This is a genomic window from Mesorhizobium sp. M0145 (assembly GCF_040322355.1).
In the GTDB taxonomy this organism is placed as follows: domain Bacteria; phylum Pseudomonadota; class Alphaproteobacteria; order Rhizobiales; family Rhizobiaceae; genus Mesorhizobium.
Genome location: NZ_JAMYTK010000020.1, coordinates 38,771 through 62,365, shown reverse-complemented (window position 1 = coordinate 62,365; position 23,595 = coordinate 38,771). Strand labels below are relative to the sequence as shown.

The following is a 23,595-nucleotide window of genomic DNA, read 5'->3' as shown; positions in this document are numbered from 1 at the left end:
TTTCTGCATCGCTGAAGATTGGCAAAATCCTTTGCGAAGGCGCCATCGCCATATTCCTATCCGCCATTTTTTGCCTTACGGCGCCTTGACCTCCATCATGCCGGTGGCGGTGCGGGCCGAATATTGCGGCCGGTACATGTCCTCGATCGTTGCCGCCGGGTGGGCGTAGGTGCCCGGCGTCACCGCGCGCACGACGTAGGCGAGTGTGATGTTGCGGTCGCCGTCGCCGTCGTTGGGATTGAACGCCGCGACGAAACGGTCGTCGCGGAATTCGAGATGGGCGGCATCGGTCTGCGCCAGCCAGGAGAAGTTCGTCAATTGGGCGCTGGAGACCAGGCCCGGATTGTCGATCTCGAAGCCGGCCGGCAACAGGTCGCTGATCAGCAGTCGCGAAGGCCAGGTGTTCTGCTCGTAAACCTTGAGCACGACGACATAGCGTTCGTTCTGCTTGACCTCCGTCACGTTGGCCTCTGTGCCGTCTAGCTTGTAGTAGGTACGGCTGATGGTAAAGCCGTTGCCGCCGGCCGGCAGAGGCTGGATCGGCGAAGCCACGGTGGTGACGACCGCCTGCAGCGGATTTCTGCCGGTGTTGACGATGGTCAGCGGACTGTCGGCCAGGTCGCCACCGGCGATCTGGTCCGAATAGCCGCCGGCATGCGGTGCGCCGTTGACGGTCAGCGCGATCGAATCATTGCCGGCCTTCAGCGCGCGGGCCGCCAGCAGCATCCAGGACTCGTCCTGTGTGCTGGTCCACCTGGCGTCGGCGCGTTCCCTGGTCACTAGTTGGATCAGCGCCGGCACGATGGTCGGCACCGGCTTGCTTTCCGCGGCAAGCGCCAGGATCGCCGCGCCGTCGCGCAGTGGCGAGCCATAGTCGGACCGGTAATAGTCATATTCGGGCGTCGACTTGGCCAGTTGCAGCGCGGCCTGGAAGGTTGCCTCCGAGCGCTGGGTGTCACCGTAGAGCGCGAGAGACGCCGCCAATTGGGCGACGGCCATCGGGCTGGTAAAGGCTTCGAGCTGGGTGTCGGCATAATAACGCAGATCGCCGACCGAGGCCTTTTTGTTGCGGGCAAGCACATAGAGCGCATAGGCGATCTCGCTGCCGCGATCCTGGACGTCCTGATCGTAGCCGATCGCGTTCTGCAGATTGCTCAGCGCCTGGTTCATCGCCAGGGCCGGTACGTCGTACTTCTGCTCGCGCGCCCGGGTGAGGAAATCGGTGACATAGGCGTCGAGCCACAGATCGCCGGAACCCGGACCCCACAGGCCGAAGCTGCCGGCCGAGGCCTGATAGCTCAGCACCTTGTAGATAGCGTCCTGGACGCGGCCATGCAGATCGGGGTCGCTGGCCATGCCGATGCCGGAAGCCATCTCGTTGACGTAGAGAAGCGGCATGGCGCGGCTGGTGGTCTGTTCGGCGCAACCATAGGGATAGCGGTCGAGCGTCATCAGCAGCGACGGTACATCGAAGGCAGCCGCCTGCGAAACGCCGACGCTGACCGAAGCGCCATCGAGCAGGCTTGCCGCCAGCAGTTCCTTGTCGACGCGCAGCGCGCCGCCATTGCCCTTGAGGTCGACGACCATGCGGGTGGTCACCGGTAGTTGCGCCGGGCGCACCGGCACATAGAGCGTCTGCTCGACGGCGGTGCCGTCGGCATGCGCAAGCTTGATGGTGATCGAGGCGTTGCCTGCGGTCTGCGCAATCAACGGCACGGTCAGCGTCTGCCGCTTGCCTTTGGCCAGCGTCAGCTTTTCAGGCAAGGCGGCACTGCGGGTAGACAGGTCGCCCGTCGTGTCGATGGTCAGCTTGTAGTCGCCAGCGGGGCCGTCGGTGTCGGCGACGTCGAGCCGCATGACGGCGGAATCGCCGGGCGCCAGGAATCGCGGCAGGCCGGCGGTGATCACCACCGGATCGCGAACGATGACGTCGGACTGGGCATGGCCGACTGCTTCCTTTGTCCAGGCGACGGCCATGACGCGCACGGTGCCGTTGAACTGCGGTATGTCGAAGTCGATCCGCGCCTTGCCGTCGGAGTCGAGCTGGACCGGGCCGGAGAAGAAGGCGACCAGCTTTTCGGTCGGCGGACTGCCTTGCGATTGCATGTTGGCGCCGTCGCCGCCGGTGCGCAGCTTACCGGTTGTGCCCAGCGAGCCGTCGATCAGCCGGCCATAGATGTCGCGAACCTCGAGACCGAGCATGCGCTGCCCGAAGAACCAGTTCTCCGGATCCGGCACCTTGTAGTTGGTCAGGTTGAGGATGCCGACGTCGACGGCCGCGACCATGACATAGGCGTTGGTGCCGGGCTGAACGCCGGCTACGGCGACCGGGATCGACAGCTGCTGGCGCGGCATGGTCTTGTCCGGCGGCGCCAAGCTGACGGCAAGCTTCCGCGAGCCGGGATCGAGCTTCAGCCATTTGACGCCGATGGCGCGCGCCGGCATACGTGTCTCTTGCGCATCGCCCGGCCTGAACAGCGTTGCCGTGACGTAGGCGCCGGCACCCCAGTCGTCGCCGACCGGGATGTCGACGGTGCTGCCGCCGGCCGGCACGCTGGCGGTGACGGTCTTCAGGAGCTTGTCGGCGCCGATGGTGACGAGCAGCTCGCCGGCAAAGTGCGGCGACACTTTGAGCTTGGCCACTTCACCCGCCGCATAGGTATCCTTGTCGAGGGCGATCTCGAGGCCGTCGGGCGTTTCGGTGGTGGTGGAACTGACATACCAGCCGGCGTCGAACTCGTAGCTGGTGGCCGGGCCTTCCGGATCCGCTGTCTCGATCTCGAGCCGGTAGCGGCCCCAGTCGACCGGGAGCGACACCGTCGCCTCGCCATCGGCGCTCAGGTCGACCTGGCCGTTGGCCACCGCCTTGGTGAAGGTGACCGGCTCATAGTTCCAGGAGTTGCTCGAGCGGTACCACTGGTAGCTACGCTCGACCTTGACCAGCGACCACTGCGCGCCCTTCAGCGCCTCACGCTTGCCGTCTGGGTCGACAGCGATCAGGCTGAACTTGGCCGTGCCGTCTTGCGGCACCTCGTCGTCGTCGAAATCCGGGCGGATGCCGATCATGTGGCCCTGCGGGCGGATGCCGATATTCAGCGAGCGCTCGACGGCACGGCCGCCGGTTTCACGCATCCTGACAGTGACCTTTGCATCGACCAGCTTGGTGGTGGATGGCAATTGATCGACCGAGACCGGGAAGGTCGCCTTGCCGTCCTCGCCGACCACCGGCAGGCCGGTGAAGGGCGTCACCGTCGGTTCCGCCGACTGTTCGTCGGCCAGACCGAAGGAATAGCCTTTGAAGCGGTCCCAGTCGCGGGCGGTCGACAGCGTCAATTCGCCTTCGAGCGCGAGGCCCGCGGCCGGCGCGCCGTAGAGAAAGCGGCCGTCGACGGTAATGTTGGCGGTCTCGCCCTGCGCGATCTCCTGCTTGTCGGAGGACAGGTCGAACTCGATGCGGTCCGGTACGAAGTCCTCGACCAGGAACATCTGGCTGGCGACCGCCGCCTGCTTGGGATCGGTATGGATCGCCACCGTCCAGGTGCCGCGCATGGCGTTGGGTTCCAGCGGCAGGTCGACCGCGTGACCGCCGGCCGATGCGCCGTCGCTGACGATGCGGCGGTCCTCGACGCCGTCGGGCCGCGAGAAGATGAAGGTCAGCGGCAGGTTCTCGACCGCCTTGGCGGCACTGTCGCGGGCAAGAGCCGCGACATGGACATCTTCGCCGGCGCGGTAGATGCCGCGCTCGGTCCAGGCATAGACGTCGAGCGCGCCAGGTGCCGGCCGTCCGGCGACGCCACGGTCGGACAGGTCGAAGCCGGCGCGGCCCATATCGAGGAAGACGAAATCGTCGTCGCCCTGTTTGGCCATCAGCACGGCCGGGGCCATGCCGCTGTCGCCGCGCGTCAGGCCGGGATTGAACACCGCCCGCCCTTCCGCGTCGGTGGTCGCGGTGCCGAGGATTTCATTGTTCCTGGCCAGCAGCGTCAGCTCGGCGCCGGCGATCGGCTTGGCGGTTGCGAGCGAACGGGCAAAGACGTTCAGCCCATCCTGTCCGGTATAGGTCGACAGGCCGATATCGGAGACGACGAACCATTGCGTGGCGTGCGAATCATAGTCGTCGCTGCGATCGTTGACGGCTTGTGCGGTCAGCACATAGACGCCGGGCTTGCGCTTCGGCAAAGCCTCGTCGATTGGGAAGGAGGTAGTGACTTCCTTGTTGAGGTCGTTGGCGATGTCGAGCTGGCCTTGCCAGACCGGCTCGCCCATCTGTTCGGAGATGTTCGAAATGTCGTAGCCGTCAAGCTGGCGCAGGAACTGATATCCCGACAGAAGCTGGGCCAGCGAGCGGTCGCCGATGCGGAAGAGCTTCATTTCGGCGGCATTCATGTTGACGGTGACGACCGGTATGCCGCGGCGTGCGCCTGCGGGCAGCACGAAGCTGTCGCCGGTGAAGCGGGCCGAAGGCGCGCGGTCCTGCACGTAGATCGACAGAACCACCGGTGCCGCGGTGACTTCGCCAATGGCGGCCGGCAAGCCGGCGCGGAAGGTCACGTCATAATGTTGGCCGTGCTCGAGTCCTTCGACGCAGATCTGCTTGTCCTTGGCTTCGACGCCCTTGGGAGCGGCGTTGTCGACAGTAACGAACTGCGAGTAGTCGACGCCGGTCTTGACCAGTTCCTCGGAGAACTGCGCGCAGATGCGTGGCGCGCTGGTGTCGGCATCGACGGTATGATCGATGACGCGGAAGCCCTTGCGGGCCTTGAGATCCTGATAGGCGGCCCTGACTGCCGGCGAATTGACGAGAGCGAGGCTCGCCTCGTAGGCCTGCAGGGCCGGCCTGTAGAGATCGCGGCGATCAAGGCCGTCCCCGAGCAGCGCCAGCACGTCGGCGCGCGTCTTGGTGGTGCGCAGCAATTTGTAGGCGTTGAAGGCGGCGGAAGTGGCGTTCGCCGGTAGGGTCGACGGCTCCGAGCTGTTGGCGGTCGGATGGACGGCAAGCGTTTCGCGCGCCAGCTCGAGCCAGAGCTGGCCATCATAAGGCAACACCGAAACCGCCGCTTCGTATTTGTGCATGGCCGAGCGATGATCGCCCGTCAACGCCGACTGTTCGGCGCCGGCTCTCAGCGCCGTCAGCCCTTCTGTCGGCTTGGTGTAGGTCGGGCCAGTGAGCTTGTTGCGGTATTGCTGGGCCTGGTCGGCCATCCAGTTGGGGAAGAAGGCGAGTTCGGGTGGCGCGCCGATGTCGGGATCGCCATCGATGTTGACGATCTTGCCGGCGACGGCGCCGCCGAAGGGTTTCAACGAATTGTAATCGGATTTAAGGAAGCACCATTTGGCCTTGAGGTTGTAGGTGAAGGCGCGGCAGGCCGGGTCGCCGAGGCAGGTGGTCTTGCACTGGTCGAGGCTGACATTCTGGTCGGATCTGAGATCGAAACCGAAATAGTCGGAATTGTCCGATGTCACCACCCGCCGGGCTTCGGCCGCTTGCGCGACACCGCTCCAGGCAAAAAAGAGAAGGAAAAGAATCGATAGACCACGAGCCGCGCGCATTGCCATAAACCCCTCCAGACAAGTGCTTACGTCCAGAAATCTTCAAGCTTCAGTCGCGCTTGTCAACATCGGGACGCGGCAGGATCCGCCTGCCAACGGTTTGCTTTCCGGCCGGTGACCGGTAGTAGCTCCATAGGACAGGGGATCACGCTTTCTTGCGGCGACGCAGAAGGTGTGAGTTCCAAGCCCTGTCTATTTCAGCAATTGGATTGTGGCCCCTTTACGAGTGCTTCAGAACTTCATTCCAATTTTAGGTTTGCGAGCTAGGCTAGGAGCGTAATGCCGGCGTATGAAAGGCAGATGTCGGGAGGAACCGCGCCACGGCGCGCGCTTTCGCGCGCCCTGCTTTTCGCATTGTTGTGCTCTACGGCACTTGTTGCCGAAACCGGAAGTGCGGCAGCCTTCGAGATTTTCGGCATCAAGCTGTGGGGATCCAAAGACGAAGATGCCGATATCGTCGACCCGCTGCGCTATGCGGTGACGATCGAGGCGCCGGACGCCGACAAGGATCTCGCCGAGAAGCTCGAAAACGCCTCGGCGCTGAAGGCCGACGAGGAACACCCGGTATCCGGTTCTCTCGGCCTGCTGGCCAAGGCGCGCAGTGACCGTGAGCAACTTGTTGCCGCACTCTACACTGACGCCCGCTACGAGGGTGTCGTCACCATCACTATTCAGGGCAAGCCGCTCGACGATCTGCCGCCCGATGCCGAGTTTTCGGGTCCGCAGCCGATACCGGTGGTGATACGCATAGCAGCCGGGCCGAAATTCACGCTTGGCAACATCAGACTGGAAGGCGATGCGGCGGGGCTGGCAAGTGCCGATTTCGGCCTGATCGCCGGCGGTGACGCCAGTTCGGGCGCCGTGCTCAAGGCCGAGGCGGCGATCGTGCGGGCACTCAAGCAAGAAGGCAGGCCGCTGGCCAAGGTGACGGGCCGCGAGATCGTCGCCGAGCACGCCGGTTCGACGCTCGACGTGACGCTTGCCGTCGCGGCCGGCCCGGTCGCCGGCTATGGCGACACCACTGTCGAGGGCACGGAAAACGTCGACCGCGACTTCACTGAATATATGACCGGCCTTAAGCGCGGGCGCCAATATTCGCCCGATGAGATCGACGATGCGCGCGACCGGCTGCTCGGGCTCGAGGTCTTCAACAGCGTGACGGTGAAGGAAGCCGACGCCCTCGACGCCGAGGGCAACATCCCGATCGGTGTCCAGGTAAGCGAACGCAAGCCGCGCTATTTCGGCATTGGCGGCAGCTTCTCAAACACCGAAGGGCTGGGCCTCGAAGGCTATTGGGGGCATCGCAATCTGTTTGGCCGCGCCGAAAAGCTGCGCATCGACGGCAAGATCAGCGGCATCGGCAGCAACGACTTGACCCAGCTCAATTACAATGCCGGCGTCATGTTCGAAAAGCCGGGCGTGATCGGGCCGGCGTCGAAATTCATTGCCAGCGTCAATACCGTGCTGGAGCACCCCGACGCCTACGACCATTTCTCGGTCAAGGGCAGCACCGGCCTATCCTACGAACTCGACAAGAAGCAGACGGTTTCCGCGCAAGTCGCGCTGGATTATTCGAGGATCCACGACGCTTTCGGCAAGCACACCTATCTGATCGCCAGCATTCCACTGCAATATGTCTACGACAATCGCGACAGCAAGCTCAATCCGACCCGGGGCTTCAGGGTGCTGGCCTATGGCGAGCCGAGCTACGACATTTTGAGCGGGGCTGCGTTTGTCAAGCTGAAGGGCGAGGGGTCGGCCTACCAGTCACTCGATTCGGCCTCGAAATTCGTTTTCGCCGAACGTGTCGCCATCGGCTCTATCATCGGCGCCAGTCTTCAAGATGTTCCGGCAGATCGACGCTTCTACTCAGGCGGCGGCGGTTCGGTGCGCGGCTATGCCTATCAAGGCATCGGCCCGAAGGACAGCAATGGAGAGCCGATCGGCGGGCTTTCGTTCTTCGAGACCTCGGTCGAGATGCGCATCGCCGTCACCGACAAGATCGGCGTCGTGCCGTTCGTCGATGCCGGCACGGTGTCGACCAGGCAGGTCCCCGATTTTTCGGACATGAAGGTCGGCGCGGGTGTAGGCTTGCGCTATCTGACGGCGTTCGGGCCGCTGCGCGTCGACGCGGCGGTGCCGCTCAACCGCGGCCCCGACGATCCTCATTTCGGCATTTATGCCGGCATCGGCCAGGCATTCTGATGGCAATATTCAGGCGCATCCTCCGTATCCTTTTCTACACGCTGCTCATCGTCGTGGCAGCGGCGGTGGGGGCGCTCGTCGTGCTGACCAAAACCGAGCGCGGCCGCGAAAACCTTGCCGGCATCATCTCGACCATGGCCTCGACCGGTGATCGCAAGGTCACTGTCGTCGGCATCGACGGTATCTGGTCGGGCGCGCTGAGGCTCGATCATGTCGTTCTGGAGGATCGCGAAGGCGCCTGGATGGTGGCGCGCAACGTGGCCGTCGACTGGTCGCCGCTGGCACTCCTGTCGAAGAGCTTCAGCGCCGATCGCATTGGGGCCGAGCGTATCGAGTTGGCAAGGCTGCCGGTGGCCAATACACAGTCGAGCCAAAGCGGAGCGACGACGCTGCCGGTTTCCATCGACGTCAGGCAACTCGACCTTCCCGAAATCGCGCTCGGGCAGGCTCTGGCCGGCAGCGGTGTCGCCGAACTTGCAGCCAAGGGAGCGCTCAAGGCGGACGCCTCACCATTGGCGATCGAGACCAACCTCAACATCGTTCGCCACGACGGCAAGCAAGGCACGGTCGACGCCAAAGCCCATTTCGCGCCGGCCGACAACAAGCTCGACCTCGACCTTAAGGCATCCGAGCCGGCCGGCGGCATCATCGCCAACCTGCTCAACCTGCCGGGCGCGCCGCCGGTCAACATTGTCGTTTCCGGCACTGGACCGCTCGCCAACTGGAATGGCATCGGGACCTTCGTTGTCGACGGCCGGATCGTCACCCAGCTTACCGGTCGCCATCAGCTCACCGACAAGGGTCATTATGTCGAGGCCAACGGCGATGGCGAATTCGAGCGCTTCCTGCCCGAAACCCTGAAACCGCTGTTTGTCGGCAAGACCAGCTTCGACCTCGCCGGCACGGCGACCGCGGCCGGCGGCGTCGATGTCGAGCGCGCCAATATCGACAGCGGCGCCTTGCACGCGACCGCCGCCGGCATTGTCGATCCGAACGGCGCCAGCGACCTTTCGGTGAAGCTCGCCGCAAAGGGGCCGCCGATCGTGCTCAGCCTCGGCAGCGAGGCGCAACCGATAACCGTGGCAATCAAGGATGCCACGGCCCGCGCTTTCGGCGATGGCAAGGCGCCGATGGTGGATATCGGCGCGTCGCTGGTCTCGGTGGTGGCGGGCGGCACGCGGGTGGACGACCTGATCGGGCAAGTGCATTCCGATGGTTTCGACATCCAGAACCGTAGCGGGCCGGTCACCATCAAGCTGACGGCGGCCGGCCTGAACACCGACGTCGCGACTTTGGCGCCGCTGATAACGGGCAGGGTCAGCGCCGGTCTCGCCGGCTCCGTCAGCAAGGAACAGATTGTCGTCAACGAAGGCACGCTACGCAGCGACGCGCTCAATGCATCCGTAACAGCCACAGTGGCGCTTGCCGATCTGTCGATGACGCTCAAGATGAATGCCGACGCGGCTTCGACGGCTCTGCCGCCGCAAATCAGCTCGGTTCTCGGCGAGCGCGTGCAGTTTTCCGCAACCGCGACACGCGACCCGGACGGTGCGTTCGCCGCCAACGCATTGCAACTCACCTCCGGCACACTTAGCGCCAGCGGCACCGCCAGTGCGCAAGGCACCGATATCCGGGCCGATATCAAGGGTACGCTGGGCGACGTGTCGGTGCTGTCGCCGCTGGTCGGCGCCAAGGTCGGCGGCGCCGTCGGTTTCGGGCTTACCGCAAGCGGCGCGCGCAGCGCACCGGATTTCTCGGTTTCGGCCAACAGCGACAGCCTGACGGCGTCCGGCCATGCGGTGAAGCAGATCAAGCTGAGCGCGAGCGGCAAGGCCGATATCGCCAGTCCCGCCGCCGATGTCTCGCTGACCGGCTCGGTCGACGACCAGCCGCTCGACCTCAAGGCATCGCTGGTCACAACCGACGGCAAGCGCTCCATCAATGGACTTGCCGTCTCGTTAGCCGACAACAAGGTCTCCGGCGACCTCGGGCTCGACGACAACCTGCTGCCGCTCGGCACGTTGACCCTCGATGCCGCCGATATTGCTCCGCTGGCCGCACTCGCAGGCCAGTCGGTCGCCGGCGACGTGCGTGGCACCATCCGCTTTGCGAACGACAACGGAGCGCCGACGGTCGCGATCGATGCGACGAGCGCCGTGATTTCGCGCGGCGAACTGGCGGCGAAGACAATCGCCGTCAACGCGCTGGTCGCCAATTATCTCAAAGCACCGGCAATCGCCGGCAAGATCAAGGCCGACACGATCACCTCCGGAACCACGATGATCAGCGGCATCGATGTCGACCTGAAACGCGATGGCGACTGGACCGGCTTTAGCGGCGCCGCCACGGTCGCCGGCATTCCGGCCAGCGCGGCCGGGCGGGTCAGGGTTGCGAACGGCATCACCAGCATCGAGCTTGCCTCGGGCGAGGCAACCATCCGCGGCATCAAGGCAGCTGTCGCGCAGCCATCAGCGCTGACAATCGCCAATGGCAGGGTGAGCATAGAGAAATTGGCGCTCGGTGTCGGCGGTGGTTCGGTTGCCGTGTCGGGTACGGCTGGCCAGACGCTCGATCTCGCTGCCACCTTGTCGGCGGTGCCGGCAGCGCTTGCCAATGATTTTTCACCGGGTCTCGATGCCGTGGGCGCGCTCAGCGGCACCGCGCAGGTCACCGGATCGTCGGCTGCCCCAGATATTCGCTTCACCGCCCGGCTCAGCGGCGCCGAAACCAGCCAGACCCGGCAGGCTGGGCTCGGGCCGGTGGATCTCGACGCGGCAGGCCGTTTCTCGTCGGCCAGCGGCCTGGCCATCGAGCAGGCGACGCTTGCCGGCGAGAAAATCTCCGGCAAGGCAGCCGGCACCATCAATCCGAACGGTGCCAGCGATTTTTCGCTCGACCTGGCCTCTACCGGTCCGAGCCTGCCGTTGTCGCTCGGCAGCAAGGCGAGCCCGATCAAGCTCGAGCTGCAGGCGATATCGCTAAAGGCGGCCGGGCAGGGCACCCAGCCGAAGCTCGACATCTCCGCGACGCTGCCATCGGCCGCCACCAATCTAGCTAAGATAGAGGGCATCACGCTTGCGCTGCACTCCGATCGCTTCGACGTGAAAGCCCGGACCGGGCCGATCTCCGGCTTGGTGACCGCCGAAAAACTCGGAATCGACAATCCGACCGTCGCGCCGCTGATTGCAGGGAAAATCACTGCCAAGGTCGCCGGTAGCCTGGCCGCCGACGCTGTCATCATCGATAGCGGCACGGTGATCAGCGACGCTTTGAACAGCGGCTTCAACGGGCGGGTCTCGCTGGCCGACGGCGCCATCGATCTAAATCTCAAGGCGGATGCCGCGTCGGCGGCGCTGCCGGCGGCGGTGCATGGCGTGCTCGCCGAGCGAACGCAACTCAGTGCCGCGCTGAAGCGGGATGCCAACGGCAATGTCACCGCCAACGCGATCAGGCTGTCATCAGGCGCGCTGACCGCAGACGGGCAGGCGAGCCTTGCCGATAACAAGCTGAGCGCCGACGTCAAAGGCGCGCTAGGCGACGTCTCGCTGCTATCCAAGGACGCCAAAGGCGCCATCTCTTTCGCGCTGAATGCGCAAGGCGCCAGCACCGCGCCGGATCTGTCGCTGAGTGTCAACAGCGACAGGCTTTCGGTCGCGGCGCGCGAGATCACCGGTCTGAAGCTCACTGCCACCGGCAAGGCTGATGCCGCCAACCCGGCTGCGAATGTGCAACTCACCGGAAATGTCGGCGGCCAACCGCTGCAGGGTAGTGCCGTGCTGGCGACATCGGACGGCAAACGCGCCATCAACGGGCTTTTGCTGTCGCTCGGCAAGAACCGTATTTCCGGCGACCTGGCGCTTGACGATGCCTTCCTGCCGGCCGGCACCGTGGCGCTCGACCTGCCCGATATCGGTCCGCTTGCGGCCCTGGCACTGGAAAAGGCCGATGGCGATGTGCGCGGCACGATCGCCTTCTCCAAGGCGGGTACAGTGCCGCAAGTCGCCGTCAAGGCGACGACGGCCTCGATCTCGCGCGGCGATGTCTCGGCCAAGGCCGTGAGCATCGATGCGCTGATCGCCAACTATCTGGCGGCACCGGTGATCTCGGGCAAAATCCGTGCCGACAGCGTAACTTCCGGCGGCACGGCTATTCGGGGCGTCAACGTCGATCTCAAGCGCGACGGCGAATGGACCGGCTTTTCCGGTGGCGCCACCGTCAAGGATATTCCGCTGAGGGCGGCCGGCCGGGTCAAGGCGGTCAAGGGCACGACGACGGTCGAACTTGCCTCCGGCGAGGCGACCATCCGCGGCGTCAAGGCGGCCATCGCCCAGGCCTCGACCATCAACATCGCCAATGGAGTGACCAGCCTCGACAGGCTGGTGCTCAACCTCGGCGGCGGCACGGCGACGGTCACGGGCAAGGCTGGGCAGGCGTTCGACCTCAACGCGACGCTGGCCCGCGTCCCGATCTCGATAGCCAACAGTTTTTCGCCGGGCCTCGATGCCGCCGGTTCCATCTCGGGCACGGTGAAGGTGACGGGCGCGCCGGCCAATCCGGCCGTTGCCTTCAAGATCGACGCCGCAGGCGTTCAGACGTCGCAGACCCGTGGTGCAGGTTTCGGCGGCATGGGCGTTTCATCCTCAGGTACGTATTCGGGCAACAGACTGACCTTCGACGCCAACATGAGCGATGCCGCCGGCCTCGGCCTCAAGGGCGGCGGCACGATGACGACATCAGGCGCGCCCACCCTTGATCTCAACTTTTCCGGCAAGGTGCCGTTCGCCTTCCTCACCAGGACACTCGCCGCGCAAGGCCTGTCCCTGAGCGGCACGGCCGACGTCGATGTGCAGGTGCGCGGCCCGGCGACGTCGCCGGTGATCTCAGGCACGGTCCGCACGTCAGGCGCCCGCCTGCTCGACGCGCGCTCGGGGCTTGCGATCAACGATATCACTGCCGATGTCGCCGTCGGTGGCGGCGTGGCAAGGATCAATCGCCTGACCGGCACGCTGTCGACGCGCGGCAGCCTTTCGGCCAGCGGCACCGTCGGCATCGATCCGGCTAAGGGTTTTCCGGCCGATCTGTCGATCAAGCTCGTCGACGGCCGCTATACCGACGGCAAGGTGGTCACCGCCAATCTCGGCGGCGACCTGACCGTCAAGGGACCGCTCACCTCCGCGCCGGTGATTTCCGGTACCGTCAACCTGGCCAAGACCGTCATCACCGTACCCGAAAAGCTGCCCGGCTCGCTGGCCGAGCTCAACGTCAAGCACAAGAATGCGCCGGCCGCCGTACGTGCGCAGGACAAGGCGTTGCGCCCGGCCGCTGCAAGCAGCGGTGGCGGCGGCAGCGGCCTCAATCTCGACGTCATGGTCAATGCGCCGAGCCAGATCTTCATCCAGGGCAGGGGTGTCGACGCCGAGCTCGGCGGTTCGCTGCGGCTGACCGGCCCGGCATCGTCACCCCAGGCGGTCGGCACCTTCACCTTGCGGCGCGGGCGGTTGACGATCCTTGCCAAGCGGCTGACCTTCACGGAAGGCACCGTCGGCTTTTCCGGCTCTCTGGTGCCCTACCTCAATCTCACGGCGCAGTCGAAGACGACCAGCGCCACCGTGACCATCGTGGTGTCGGGCGAGGCGACCAACCCGAAATTCACCTTCTCCTCGGTACCCGCGTTGCCGGAGGATGAGGTGCTGGCGCAGCTGATCTTCGGCCGTTCGATGTCGAACCTGTCGCCGCTGCAGATCGCGCAGCTTGCCGAGGCTGCCGGACAACTGGCCGGCGTCGGCGGCTCGACCTCCCTGCTGCAGAACCTGCGCAGCGCGATCGGCGTCGACGACCTCGACGTGATCACCGACGAAGAGGGCGGTACCGCCGTCTCGGCGGGCAAGTATCTCAACGACCGCACCTATGTGACGATCCAGAAGGGCGACAGGCCGGGCTCGGGCAAGGCAACCGTCGATCTCGACGTCGGGCGCGGCGTCAAGCTGCGTGGCGAGGCAACCGACGCCGGCGAAGCCAAAGGCGGTGTTTTCTACGAACGGGAATATTGAAACCGGCCGTTCGCGCGGAACAGTTGGTTGTCCGAAGAACGAACGGCGCAGCGGCGAATGTCCCAGTTTAATTGCCCGTGGGGATTTCGGACGAAATCCCTGGCGCAGTAGCAAATTTGCGCCAAGACTGTCGTTATCGCGCGAACCGCCCTGCTTTCAAAGTTGCACATTCCTTGGCATGTTCCCAATCCCTGCCGTCTTTGACATCATGGCGCGGATGCGGAATGTTAAAAGGCAGAAAGCCAACAATGGGAGTTAGTCATGACGATCTACAAGAGTAACGGCGACCGCGTTCCCGATCACATCCTGGCCATGGCCGAAGATGCCAAGGCAGGCAAGATGGATCGTCGCGAATTTCTGGCTCTCGCCAGCGTCTTCGGCGCGTCGACGGCGATGGCTTATGGCATGCTTGGCCTCGCAGACCCCACGCCGGCCAAGGCGGAAGAGGTGAAGGGCAAGAAAGGCGGCATACTGAAGGTCGCGCAATGGATCAAGGATCCGAAGGATCCGCGCAAGTCCGACTGGTCGGAAATCGCCAATGCCGAGCGCCAGGCGCTCGAGCCGCTGGTCAAATACACCACCGAATACACGTTCCGCCCCTATCTGCTGGAGAGCTGGGACGTGAATGACGACGCCACCGAATACACGCTGCATGTGCGCAAAGGCGTCACCTGGAACAACGGCGATCCGTTCACCGCAGACGACGTCATCTTCAACCTCAAGCGTTGGGCCGACAAGAAGGCCGAAGGCAATTCCATGCCGGGTCGCCTCGGTTCGCTGGTCAAGGACGACAAGCTGGATGAGAGCGCGGTGACCAAGGTCGATGACCACACGATCAAGCTGACGCTCAGCAAGCCGGATATCGCCCTCATTCCCAACGTGTGCGATTATCCCGGCCTCATCGTCCACAAGACGTTCGACGAAAAAGGCGGCGACTTCAAGTCCTGCCCGATCGGCACTGGGCCGTTCGAGCTGGTCTCCTACGATGTCGGCCAGAAAGTGGTCTACAAGCGCCGCGAAGACAACAAATGGTGGGATGGTGACGTCTTCCTCGACGGCATCGAGTTCATCGACTACGGCACCGATCCGGCGGCGATGGTCAGCGCTTTCGAAGCAGGCGAAGTGCACACCAATTTCGAAACCTCGGCCGACTATGTGTCGATCCTCGACGGCATGGACTTGGCGAAGTCCGAGGTCGTCACCGCCTCGACGATCGTCTGCCGCACCAATGTGGCCAACAAGCCTTACGGCGACCAGAAGGTTCGCAACGCCCTGCAGCTCGCGGTCGACAACGCTGTCGTCCTCCAGCTCGGCTACGGCAATGCCGGCACGGTTGCCGAGAACCACCATGTCGCCCCGATCCATCCGGAATACTACGAATTGCCGAAGGTTGCTCGCGACCCGGCGAAGGCAAAGGCGCTGATGGCGGAAGCCGGCCAGGCCGATTTCGAGCACGAGCTGATCACGGTCGACGAGGACTGGCACAAGAACACAGGCGATGCGATCGCCGCGCAGATGCGCGACGCCGGCATCAAGGTCAAACGTACGGTGCTGCCGGGTTCGACCTTCTGGAACGACTGGACGAAGTATCCGCTGTCGATGACCAACTGGAACATGCGGCCGCTCGGCGTCCAGGTTCTGGCGATCGGCTATCGCACAGGTGAGGCCTGGAACGAGACGGCCTGGTCGAATCCGGAGTGGGATGCCAAGCTCAACGCTGCGCTGGCAGTTGCCGATGCCGCCAAGCGCAAGGAAATGATGAAGGATATCGAGCAGATCCTGCAGGATTCCGGCATTATCATCCAGCCTTATTGGCGCAAGCTCTACAGCCATTCGGTCAAGGCGGTGCAGAACTACAAGATGCACCCGACCTTCGAGCGCGACTACGGCAAGGTCTGGCTCGACCAGGCCTGACCGGACGATCCGGAAAGGGGCGTCTCGCCCCTTTCCCTCGCTCTTTGCATGGTCCTTGGACCGGAAGTCGGCGCAGCAAAAAGTTGCGGACTCTTCGGCCTGGGTCTGCAATAAAAAGGGTATTGCATCTGGGACTGGTCTGAAGGCTTGTTCTGCCGCTGGCGGCAGCGCACGGCTTGCAAACCGGTTCCACCCCCCAACCCGACCGGCAGGGGACCGCCATGCTTTCTTTCGTTATCAGGCGTCTCGGCACCATGGCATTGACGATGCTGTGCCTGACGATGATCGTCTTCTTCCTGGTCAATCTCGGGCCTAATCTGAAGAAGCTCGCGATCAGCCAGACCGAAATGCACACATCCGCCGAGCAGCTTGAGGCTTGGCTGGTCAACCATGGCTATCGGCAGAATTTCTTTATCCGCTACGGCCAATGGCTGGGCATCATGCCCAAGCAGCCGGTGACCGACCCGGCGACCGGCAAGCCCGCACAGCGTTTCTCCTTCTGCAACGATCCTGTCGTGCCGACATTCTCCGGCATCCTGCAAGGCGATTTCGGTTGCTCGACCAAGTTCAAGACGACGGTTGCCTCGAAACTCTTTCCGGCGCTCAGCGCCACCGGCATCCTGATGCTCTGCGTGCTGGCCGTAATGGTGCCGATCTCGCTTTTGATCGGTATTCTCGCCGGCATGCGCGAGGGTTCACGCACCGACCGCACATTGTCGGTGGCTTCGATCGCCTCGACGGCGACGCCCGAATATGTTTCGGGCGTTATCTTCACCGTGATCTTTGCCTCCTGGCTCGGCGTGCTGAACGGTTCGGCGGCCTCGGCCAGCCAGGGCATCACCTTCTATAATTTCACCTTACCGGTGATGACGCTGGCGATATACGGCATCGGCTACATCGCTCGCATGACCCGCGCCTCGATGGTGGAGGTGATGACACAGCAATATATCCGAACCGCCCGGCTGAAGGGCCTCTCCTTCGGCAGCGTGGTGATAAAGCACGCTCTGCGCAACGCGCTGATCGCGCCATTCACGGTCATCATGCTGCAGTTCCCCTGGCTGCTCACCGGCGTCGTCATCGTCGAGGTGATGTTCCGCTACCAGGGGTTCGGCTACACCCTGGTCGAGGCCGCCGGCAACAACGACATCGATCTTCTGCTCGGCTGCTCGCTGGTCTCGGTGTTTATCGTCCTGATCACACAGCTCATCTCCGATGTCGGCTACGCGTTCCTCAATCCGCGCATCAGAGTTCAATAGGAGACCGGCGGATGCAGGTCGAATATCTCAGCGCCTTCAACGTCGTACTCGGCGTGCTTACCCGCTTCTGGCCGGTCTGGATCGCTCTCGCCCTGGTGATGGGGGCGAGCTTCGGCTACAAGAAGAAGCTAGGCCTTTACGGCCAGCTTTTCGACAGCGGCGTCGGCATCGTCGGCGTCGGCATCTGCCTGTTCTGGCTGTTTACGGCGATCTTCGCGTCGACCATCTCGCCCTTCGATCCGCTTGCCCAAGTGCCGATCATGAAGGACGCGCTGCCGGGCGCAATCGAGCCGGCGTCGAAACTTGTATACTATTTCGGCGGCGACAAGCTCGCCCGCGACGTGTTCTCCCGCATGGTCTATGGCAGCCAGATCGTGCTGATCATCGCGCCGGCGGCGACCGGTTTTGCGCTGATGGTCGGCATTACGCTCGGCCTGCCGGCCGGCTATTATGGCGGCAAGATCGATACGGTGCTGTCCTTCCTCGCCAACCTTGTGCTGGCCTTCCCGGTGATCCTCCTGTTCTACCTGCTGGTGACGCCGGGCATCATGGACACGCCGATCCCCTACGCGATGGCAGGGCTGTTCTTCCTGTTTCCCATCATCTTCTTCAGTGTGCTGTTCTGGACGCGCTACAAGAACCGCCCCGACCGCCTCTATATCCTGCTTGGCCTGACGTTGGTACTTGGCGGCTGGATCTATGCAGGCCTTGTCTTCGATGCCGATCCGTTCAAGATCATCCACATCGATCCCAACCAGCTCAACATCTTCGTGGCGGTGGTGTTCGCCTCCAGCCCCGGCGTGTTCCGCATCGTGCGCGGCCTGGTCATGGATATCAAAACGCGCGACTATGTTGCGGCGGCACAAACGCGCGGTGAATCGCCCTGGTACATCATGCTGTGGGAGATATTGCCCAATGCGCGCGGGCCGCTGATCGTCGACGCCTGCCTGCGCATCGGCTACACCACGATCCTGCTCGGCACGCTCGGCTATTTCGGGCTGGGACTGGCGCCGGAAAGCCCGGACTGGGGCACGGCGATCAAGGATGCCAGCCGGCTGCTGCGCTCCTTCATCCACCCGGCGCTGCCGCCGACGATCGCATTGATGTCGTTCGTGCTCGGCCTCAACCTCCTGGCGGATTCGTTGCGCGAACAGTCTATGAAGGATTGATGCCGGGAAGATCGATGCCGGGTTCGGCCCGACATGCCTGAAGAACAAGGATTGGAGCGACCCATGAATGAGGCAGTTCGAAATCCCGCCAAGCCGACCAATGGGCCGACCAATGGGCCGATCATCGAGATCGAGAACCTGTCGATCTCCTTCTTCACCCGCAAGGGCGAAATCCCGGCGGTCATGGATTTTTCCTGCACGGTCATGCCTGGCGAGGCGATGGGTATTGTCGGCGAATCCGGCTGCGGCAAGTCGACCGTGTCGCTGGGCATCATGCGCGACCTCTCCAACATCGGAAAGATCGTCGGCGGAAAGATCAAATTCCAGGGCAAGGACATGGGAGAACTGTCCGACGAAGAACTGCGAGCTATCCGCGGCAACAAGATCGCGATGATCTACCAGGAGCCGATGGCCAGTCTTAACCCGGCGATGAAGGTCGGCCAGCAGCTGATGGAAGTGCCACTGATCCACGACAAGGTGTCGAAGGACGAAGCTTACAAACGCGCCTTGGAAATGGTGCGCGCGGTGAAGCTGCCGGATCCCGAGCGCATGATGCGTTCCTACCCGCACCAGCTTTCCGGCGGCCAGCAGCAGCGCATCGTCATTGCCATGGCGCTGCTGTCGAAGCCGGCGCTGCTTCTGCTCGACGAGCCGACGACAGCGCTCGACGTGACGGTGGAGGCCGGCATCGTCGACCTGGTCAAGGGGCTGGGCGAGAAGTTCGGCACCTCGATGATCTTCGTGTCGCACAATCTCGGCCTGATCCTGGAGACCTGCGACCGCATCACGGTGATGTATTCGGGCGAAGCGGTGGAGACCGGGAAGATCAAGGACGTCTTCGACCGGATGCGCCATCCCTACACGCAAGGCCTGTTCCGCTCGATCCCGCTGCCGGGCGCCGACAAAAATTCGCGGCCGCTGATCTCCATCCCGGGGCAGTTGCCGCTACCGCACGAGCGGCCGAAGGGCTGCAATTTCGGCCCGCGCTGCCACCATTTCGTCGAGGGCGTCTGCAACGCCGCCGAAATTCCGATGATCGCGGTCGAAGGCCATGACGGGCATTTCTCGCGCTGTGTGCGCTTCAACGAGATCGACTGGGAGGCGCTGCCACCCGGCGCCAAGAAGGTCAACGAGCGGGTGGTGCCCGGTGCGCCGGTGCTCCAGATCGAAGACCTCCGGAAGTACTACAAGGTCGGCGGCAGCGAAGTGTTCGGCTCGAGCGAGGGCCGTGTCGTCAAGGCCAATGAGACGATCTCGTTCATGGCGCGCGAATCCGAGACCGTCGCTATCGTCGGCGAATCCGGCTGCGGAAAATCGACCCTGGCCAAGGTGCTGCTCGGCCTCGAAACGGCAAGCTCCGGCCGCGTCAAGCTCGGCAACAAGGAGATCCAGTCGACCGGGATCGAGAAGCGCAGCGTCGACACGGTGTCATCGATCCAGATGGTGTTCCAAAATCCGTTCGACACGCTCAATCCCAGCCATTCGGTCGGTTCGCAGATCATCCGTACGCTGGAAAAGTTCAATGTCGGCGACTCGGTGGCCGACCGCCGCAAGCGGATGCTGGAATTGCTCGACCTGGTGAAGCTGCCGAGGGCATTCGAGACACGCAAGCCGCGCCAGCTTTCAGGCGGCCAGAAACAGCGCATCGGCGTTGCGCGTGCCTTTGCCGGCGACGCCAAGGTGGTGGTGGCCGACGAGCCGGTCTCGGCACTGGATGTGTCGGTCCAGGCCGCGGTGACCGAGCTCTTGATGGACATCCAGCGCAAGAACAAGACGACGATGCTGTTCATCAGCCACGATCTGTCGGTTGTGCGCTACATCGCCGACCGCGTCGTCGTCATGTATCTCGGCTATATCGTTGAGCAAGGCACGACCGACCAGATATTCGCGCCGCCCTATCACCCCTATACCGAGGCATTGCTGTCGGCGATCCCGATCGCCGACACAAGCGTGGTCAAGAAGCACGTCGTGCTGGAGGGCGACATCCCTTCGGCGATGAACCCGCCGTCCGGCTGTCCGTTCCAGACGCGCTGCGGCTACAAGAAACTGGTGCCGGACAACCTTTGCGAAACCAAGGTGCCGCCAGTCAAAAATCTCGGCGACGGCCATATGAGCTTGTGCTGGCTGTCCGACGACGTGCTGGCGAAAATGGAGCCGGTGATCAAATTCGACAAGGAGCACGCCGCAAATGAGGGCGTGCCGGATGATGCAAACCACGGTGTTGGCCCGGGCTTTGCCGGAGATCCGCCCAAGCGCCCGCATGGCAAGACTGGCAGCGTTGAAGCCGATGCCGAGGGTCAGGCAGTGGAGAATGCCGAAGCGGTCGCCAAAGCCCGCCGTCACGAGGTTCGCGACGAGGTTTCAGAGACCGGCACCTCAAGCTCTGCCGACAGCCAGGTGGCACCAATCATGCCGCCGACTGTCGGCGACGGCCGACAGGCCGAGGACGCCACGCGCAAGCCGCGCAAACCCAAGGGCGGCTGAGAGCCGTTAATAGGCTAGGGCGCGCATTGCCGTAGCTGCGCGGCGTAGTCCTGCGCCATCTGTTCGGTGGCACGCGCATAGCGCTGCACGTCGGCGTCGCCGCGATTGCCGCGCTTATAGGCATTCCAGCCGAGATAGTAGGCGAGATACAGATTGTAGGTGTCGTTGCGGGCGACGCCGAGGGTCTCGGCGGTCTTGGAATGATACCAGCCGACGAAATCGACGGCATCGGCAAAGCGAGTGCGGCGCGCCGCCCAGCTGCCGGTCTCGCTCTGATATTGCGCCCAGGTGCCGTCGAGCGCCTGCGAGAAGCCGGTGGCGCTGGAGATATGTTTCCAGGGAATGAAGCCCAGCAGCTTGGTGCGCGGCGGCCTGGCGTTGCTCTTGAAGCCGGATTCCTTGCGCACCGTCGCCATCAGTACTGGGACCGGCACGCCGTATTTCTGCTCGGTGCGTTGTGCCGCCGCCTGCCAATTGTCGAACCAGCTGTCATTCTGGTCGAAAACGGCGCAGACATCGTTGATGTGGTTCGGCGGCGTCGCGCAGGCCGAGAGCGCCAGCGGCGCGGCAATCGCTATAATTTTACTAAAACTCGACCTACGCATTGGAAGAGCATTAGGCCGAAAACATAAAAGGAATCTTGCGGCGTCCGTTAACGCTTCGTCGGGGGCGTAGAGTTGAAGGATCAGGAATGGCGCAAACGCCATCGCGTCGCCACCGATTCGGCGAGTTAGTGAGGCTACGTTAACCCATCAGTCGGTATCATCAGTCGAGAGGTTTACAATCTTTTGTTCACGGTATATTCCGCAAGAGGGCTGGGCGAGGATTCGGTAATGGCACAAAGGCAATTGCGGCTGGCGCAACCGAAATGCCGTTATTGTGGTCGCGACTGGACACCGCCGAGATACGTGTCAGCCAAGGATAGCTTTTGCTCCGAGTGTCGAGAACAACGGGTAGCACTGGTCCGCTCCAAGACATCCGGATTCCGGCTGGTGACAGGCAGAACCGGAGAACAGGCGATAGTCCCAATCAAAAGCTGAACGAAGCCCTTAGGGCGTTCGTCCTTCAAAAAAAAGCTGGAGGGCGCGATACTTTTGCTTCCAGTTGTCAGAAGCAATGCTCTTAGCCAGCGTTCGTTTTGTTTCGCCCTTGAGACCTTCGGAATAAGCGACCCATGCCTCGCCTGTTCTGAAATAGTTCTCCCATCTTACGAAAAGGCGTCTTTTTCCGTCGGTCATTGACCAACTTATCTCGTCATCTGCGACGTCGCACACCCAGTCTTCGACGGTAGGTAGTCGCGAAATAAGGTTGACGGCTTTGGACATGGAGTCACAGCGCCTGTCCGGTGCCGATCGCAAGAGGCTATTGATTGTGGTCCTCCAGGAGAGGGTAACATGCGGCAAGTAGCGCAGGTCATCTGTGATTATGGGATGCCCAGCAGGGCCGTCTAGCAGGATCTGACCGCGACCCTCTCGGAAGAACCAATGGTCACCAGAAACCAAGTTCAGGAACGTGGCACCGAGCGAATAAATGTCCGAAGCCGCTGAGCAGGTCTTGTCGACGAGAACTTCCGGTGCCCAATACACCGGAGTGCCGTAGGGCGTAGCGAAACCGAACTGCAATTCATCGGTTACTAACCCGAAATCCCCTACCTTAACAGCGCCATTCGATTTAAGGAACACATTCTCCGGCTTAACGTCGCGGTGGAGGTAGCCTTGACTATGGATGTAATTCAGTCCGATGGCGGCTTCGCGGACGATGTGCTTAACGTCTTTCAGCACTATTCGATTGCTCTCCGCCACGGCGCGTGCGGATCCTTTGTCGCAGAACTCCGTCACAATCAGGAATTCCGAGCCCTGGTGGGTCACCAGAACATGGTGCACCCTCAAAATGTTTACATGCTCGAGGGCTTTAAGCGTCTGAGCCTCGGCGAGAGCCTTCTGGCAAGCGATTTGCCAAGCTTGCGGGGATGGAAATTTGGCCGCGTAAAAATACTTCCCCGCCACGGGTCCCTGAACCGGATCGGTACACTTGAACACCGCGCCGAATGCACCGTCACCGAGGTGTACACCTTGCTGAAGGCCTGCAAGATAGTTGGTCATTCGTCGCCTTCGTTCAGAATCAGAAAAGCAGCTTCTCGACTTCCCTTGCGGAGGTTCACGCCTCCGAACTTCTCATCAAAATAGTCGTCGTCTTTGACGTACTCGTCCACCTTCCGAGACCGCCCCCTGCTAACGGTCTTTATTTGTTTTTGTACGACTTCGACGTGGGTGGGTATGGCGCTGAGGAATACTCCACGCAGTTCGGCAGCATGGAGAACCACCGTCTTAGCCGCGAACTGGCCTCCAGAACTTGCTTTGACAAGGACAGTGTCTACGTCGGAGGTGAGACGATCCCTAATGCGTGTCGCCATTATCGCGTACGCCTTGTGGCGATCACCGCTCTCAATGTTGAGCGTCTCGTCCTTAATGATCGTTACTGTCCCGTCTGCGTTATATTCGCCTTCGACAAGGATGATGGAACTCGAACTGACGACCGCTGCAACTGATGCCATTTTCCCCATCCCAAATTGTGTTCAAATGCAACTAAAGACAGCGCAACTCAATGCGAGCTGTTCGACTTCGTATTGCCAGATTGTAAAGCGAATCGCTAGTGCGTCGGTATGCGTTAATTTTTCGACGATGCAAAACACACGGTGAAATTCTTCCGCCGAGCACTCTGGTCTGTTGATGGGTGGCAAGGCTTAAGGTTTTATCGGAAAGTTAGGTCCAAAGAACGTCTGTGCGCTGATGGGTGAAGATGTCGAGAAGCCTTCGGACTTTGATGGCATCGGTTATGTGCAGTCCGGCGATGGCAAGAATTGGGAGCGCGAACTAGCGAAGGAGCTTCGGGTGGCTGGAGTGCCATTTGATCCGGGCGACGTTCTTTAGCGGCCAGAGGGCAGGCTGAACCCGATCCCACGAACTA

The 23,595-nt window shown here is 62.6% G+C and carries 11 protein-coding genes; 7 read left to right on the top strand and 4 right to left on the bottom strand.

The window, feature by feature from the left end:
- Positions 1-75: 75 nt before the first annotated feature.
- The gene (locus tag NKJ28_RS24625; RefSeq protein WP_352637283.1) at positions 76-5,556 is read right to left on the bottom strand and encodes an alpha-2-macroglobulin family protein; all 5,481 of its coding nucleotides are present in this window, start codon (positions 5,554-5,556) and stop codon (positions 76-78) included.
- A 273-nt stretch (positions 5,557-5,829) separates the two neighbouring features.
- Between NKJ28_RS24625 and NKJ28_RS24620 the strand changes: the two genes are divergently transcribed.
- The 6 genes from NKJ28_RS24620 (at position 5,830) to NKJ28_RS24595 (ending at position 20,628) form a co-directional block, all read left to right on the top strand.
- Complete coding sequence (locus NKJ28_RS24620) at positions 5,830-7,755, top strand: autotransporter assembly complex protein TamA (RefSeq protein WP_352637282.1); 1,926 nt, start codon at positions 5,830-5,832, stop codon at positions 7,753-7,755.
- Positions 7,755-13,805, top strand: a complete 6,051-nt coding sequence (locus NKJ28_RS24615) for a translocation/assembly module TamB domain-containing protein (RefSeq protein WP_352637280.1) — start codon at positions 7,755-7,757, stop codon at positions 13,803-13,805. Before NKJ28_RS24620 ends, NKJ28_RS24615 begins: the two co-directional genes overlap by 1 nt.
- Before the next feature lie 261 nt (positions 13,806-14,066).
- Positions 14,067-15,719, top strand: coding sequence for an ABC transporter substrate-binding protein (locus NKJ28_RS24610; protein WP_352637279.1), 1,653 nt, complete (start codon positions 14,067-14,069; stop codon positions 15,717-15,719).
- A 221-nt stretch (positions 15,720-15,940) separates the two neighbouring features.
- A complete protein-coding gene (locus NKJ28_RS24605) occupies positions 15,941-16,975 on the top strand; it encodes an ABC transporter permease (protein ID WP_023675847.1) in 1,035 nt (344 codons plus the stop codon).
- 11 nt (positions 16,976-16,986) lie between these two features.
- On the top strand, positions 16,987-18,144 hold the full coding sequence (locus tag NKJ28_RS24600) for an ABC transporter permease (protein WP_023675848.1): 1,158 nt from the start codon (positions 16,987-16,989) through the stop codon (positions 18,142-18,144).
- A gap of 63 nt (positions 18,145-18,207) precedes the next feature.
- Complete coding sequence (locus NKJ28_RS24595; RefSeq protein ID WP_023675849.1) at positions 18,208-20,628, top strand: dipeptide ABC transporter ATP-binding protein; 2,421 nt, start codon at positions 18,208-18,210, stop codon at positions 20,626-20,628.
- A gap of 14 nt (positions 20,629-20,642) precedes the next feature.
- Here the strand turns inward: NKJ28_RS24595 and NKJ28_RS24590 are convergent, their stop codons facing one another.
- From NKJ28_RS24590 to NKJ28_RS24580, 3 genes are all read right to left on the bottom strand, one after another.
- Positions 20,643-21,233: a transglycosylase SLT domain-containing protein gene (locus NKJ28_RS24590; RefSeq protein ID WP_352637278.1), complete on the bottom strand. Its 591-nt coding sequence runs from the start codon at positions 21,231-21,233 to the stop codon at positions 20,643-20,645.
- 444 nt (positions 21,234-21,677) lie between these two features.
- Positions 21,678-22,730, bottom strand: a complete 1,053-nt coding sequence (locus NKJ28_RS24585; RefSeq protein WP_352637277.1) for a serine/threonine-protein kinase — start codon at positions 22,728-22,730, stop codon at positions 21,678-21,680.
- Positions 22,727-23,182 (bottom strand): hypothetical protein, encoded by a 456-nt coding sequence (locus NKJ28_RS24580; RefSeq protein WP_352637276.1) that lies wholly within the window; start codon positions 23,180-23,182, stop codon positions 22,727-22,729. Before NKJ28_RS24580 ends, NKJ28_RS24585 begins: the two co-directional genes overlap by 4 nt.
- 235 nt (positions 23,183-23,417) lie before the next feature.
- Between NKJ28_RS24580 and NKJ28_RS24575 the strand changes: the two genes are divergently transcribed.
- Entirely contained in the window at positions 23,418-23,558 is a 141-nt protein-coding gene (locus tag NKJ28_RS24575; RefSeq protein ID WP_352637275.1) for a hypothetical protein, read from the top strand.
- Positions 23,559-23,595: the final 37 nt, after the last annotated feature.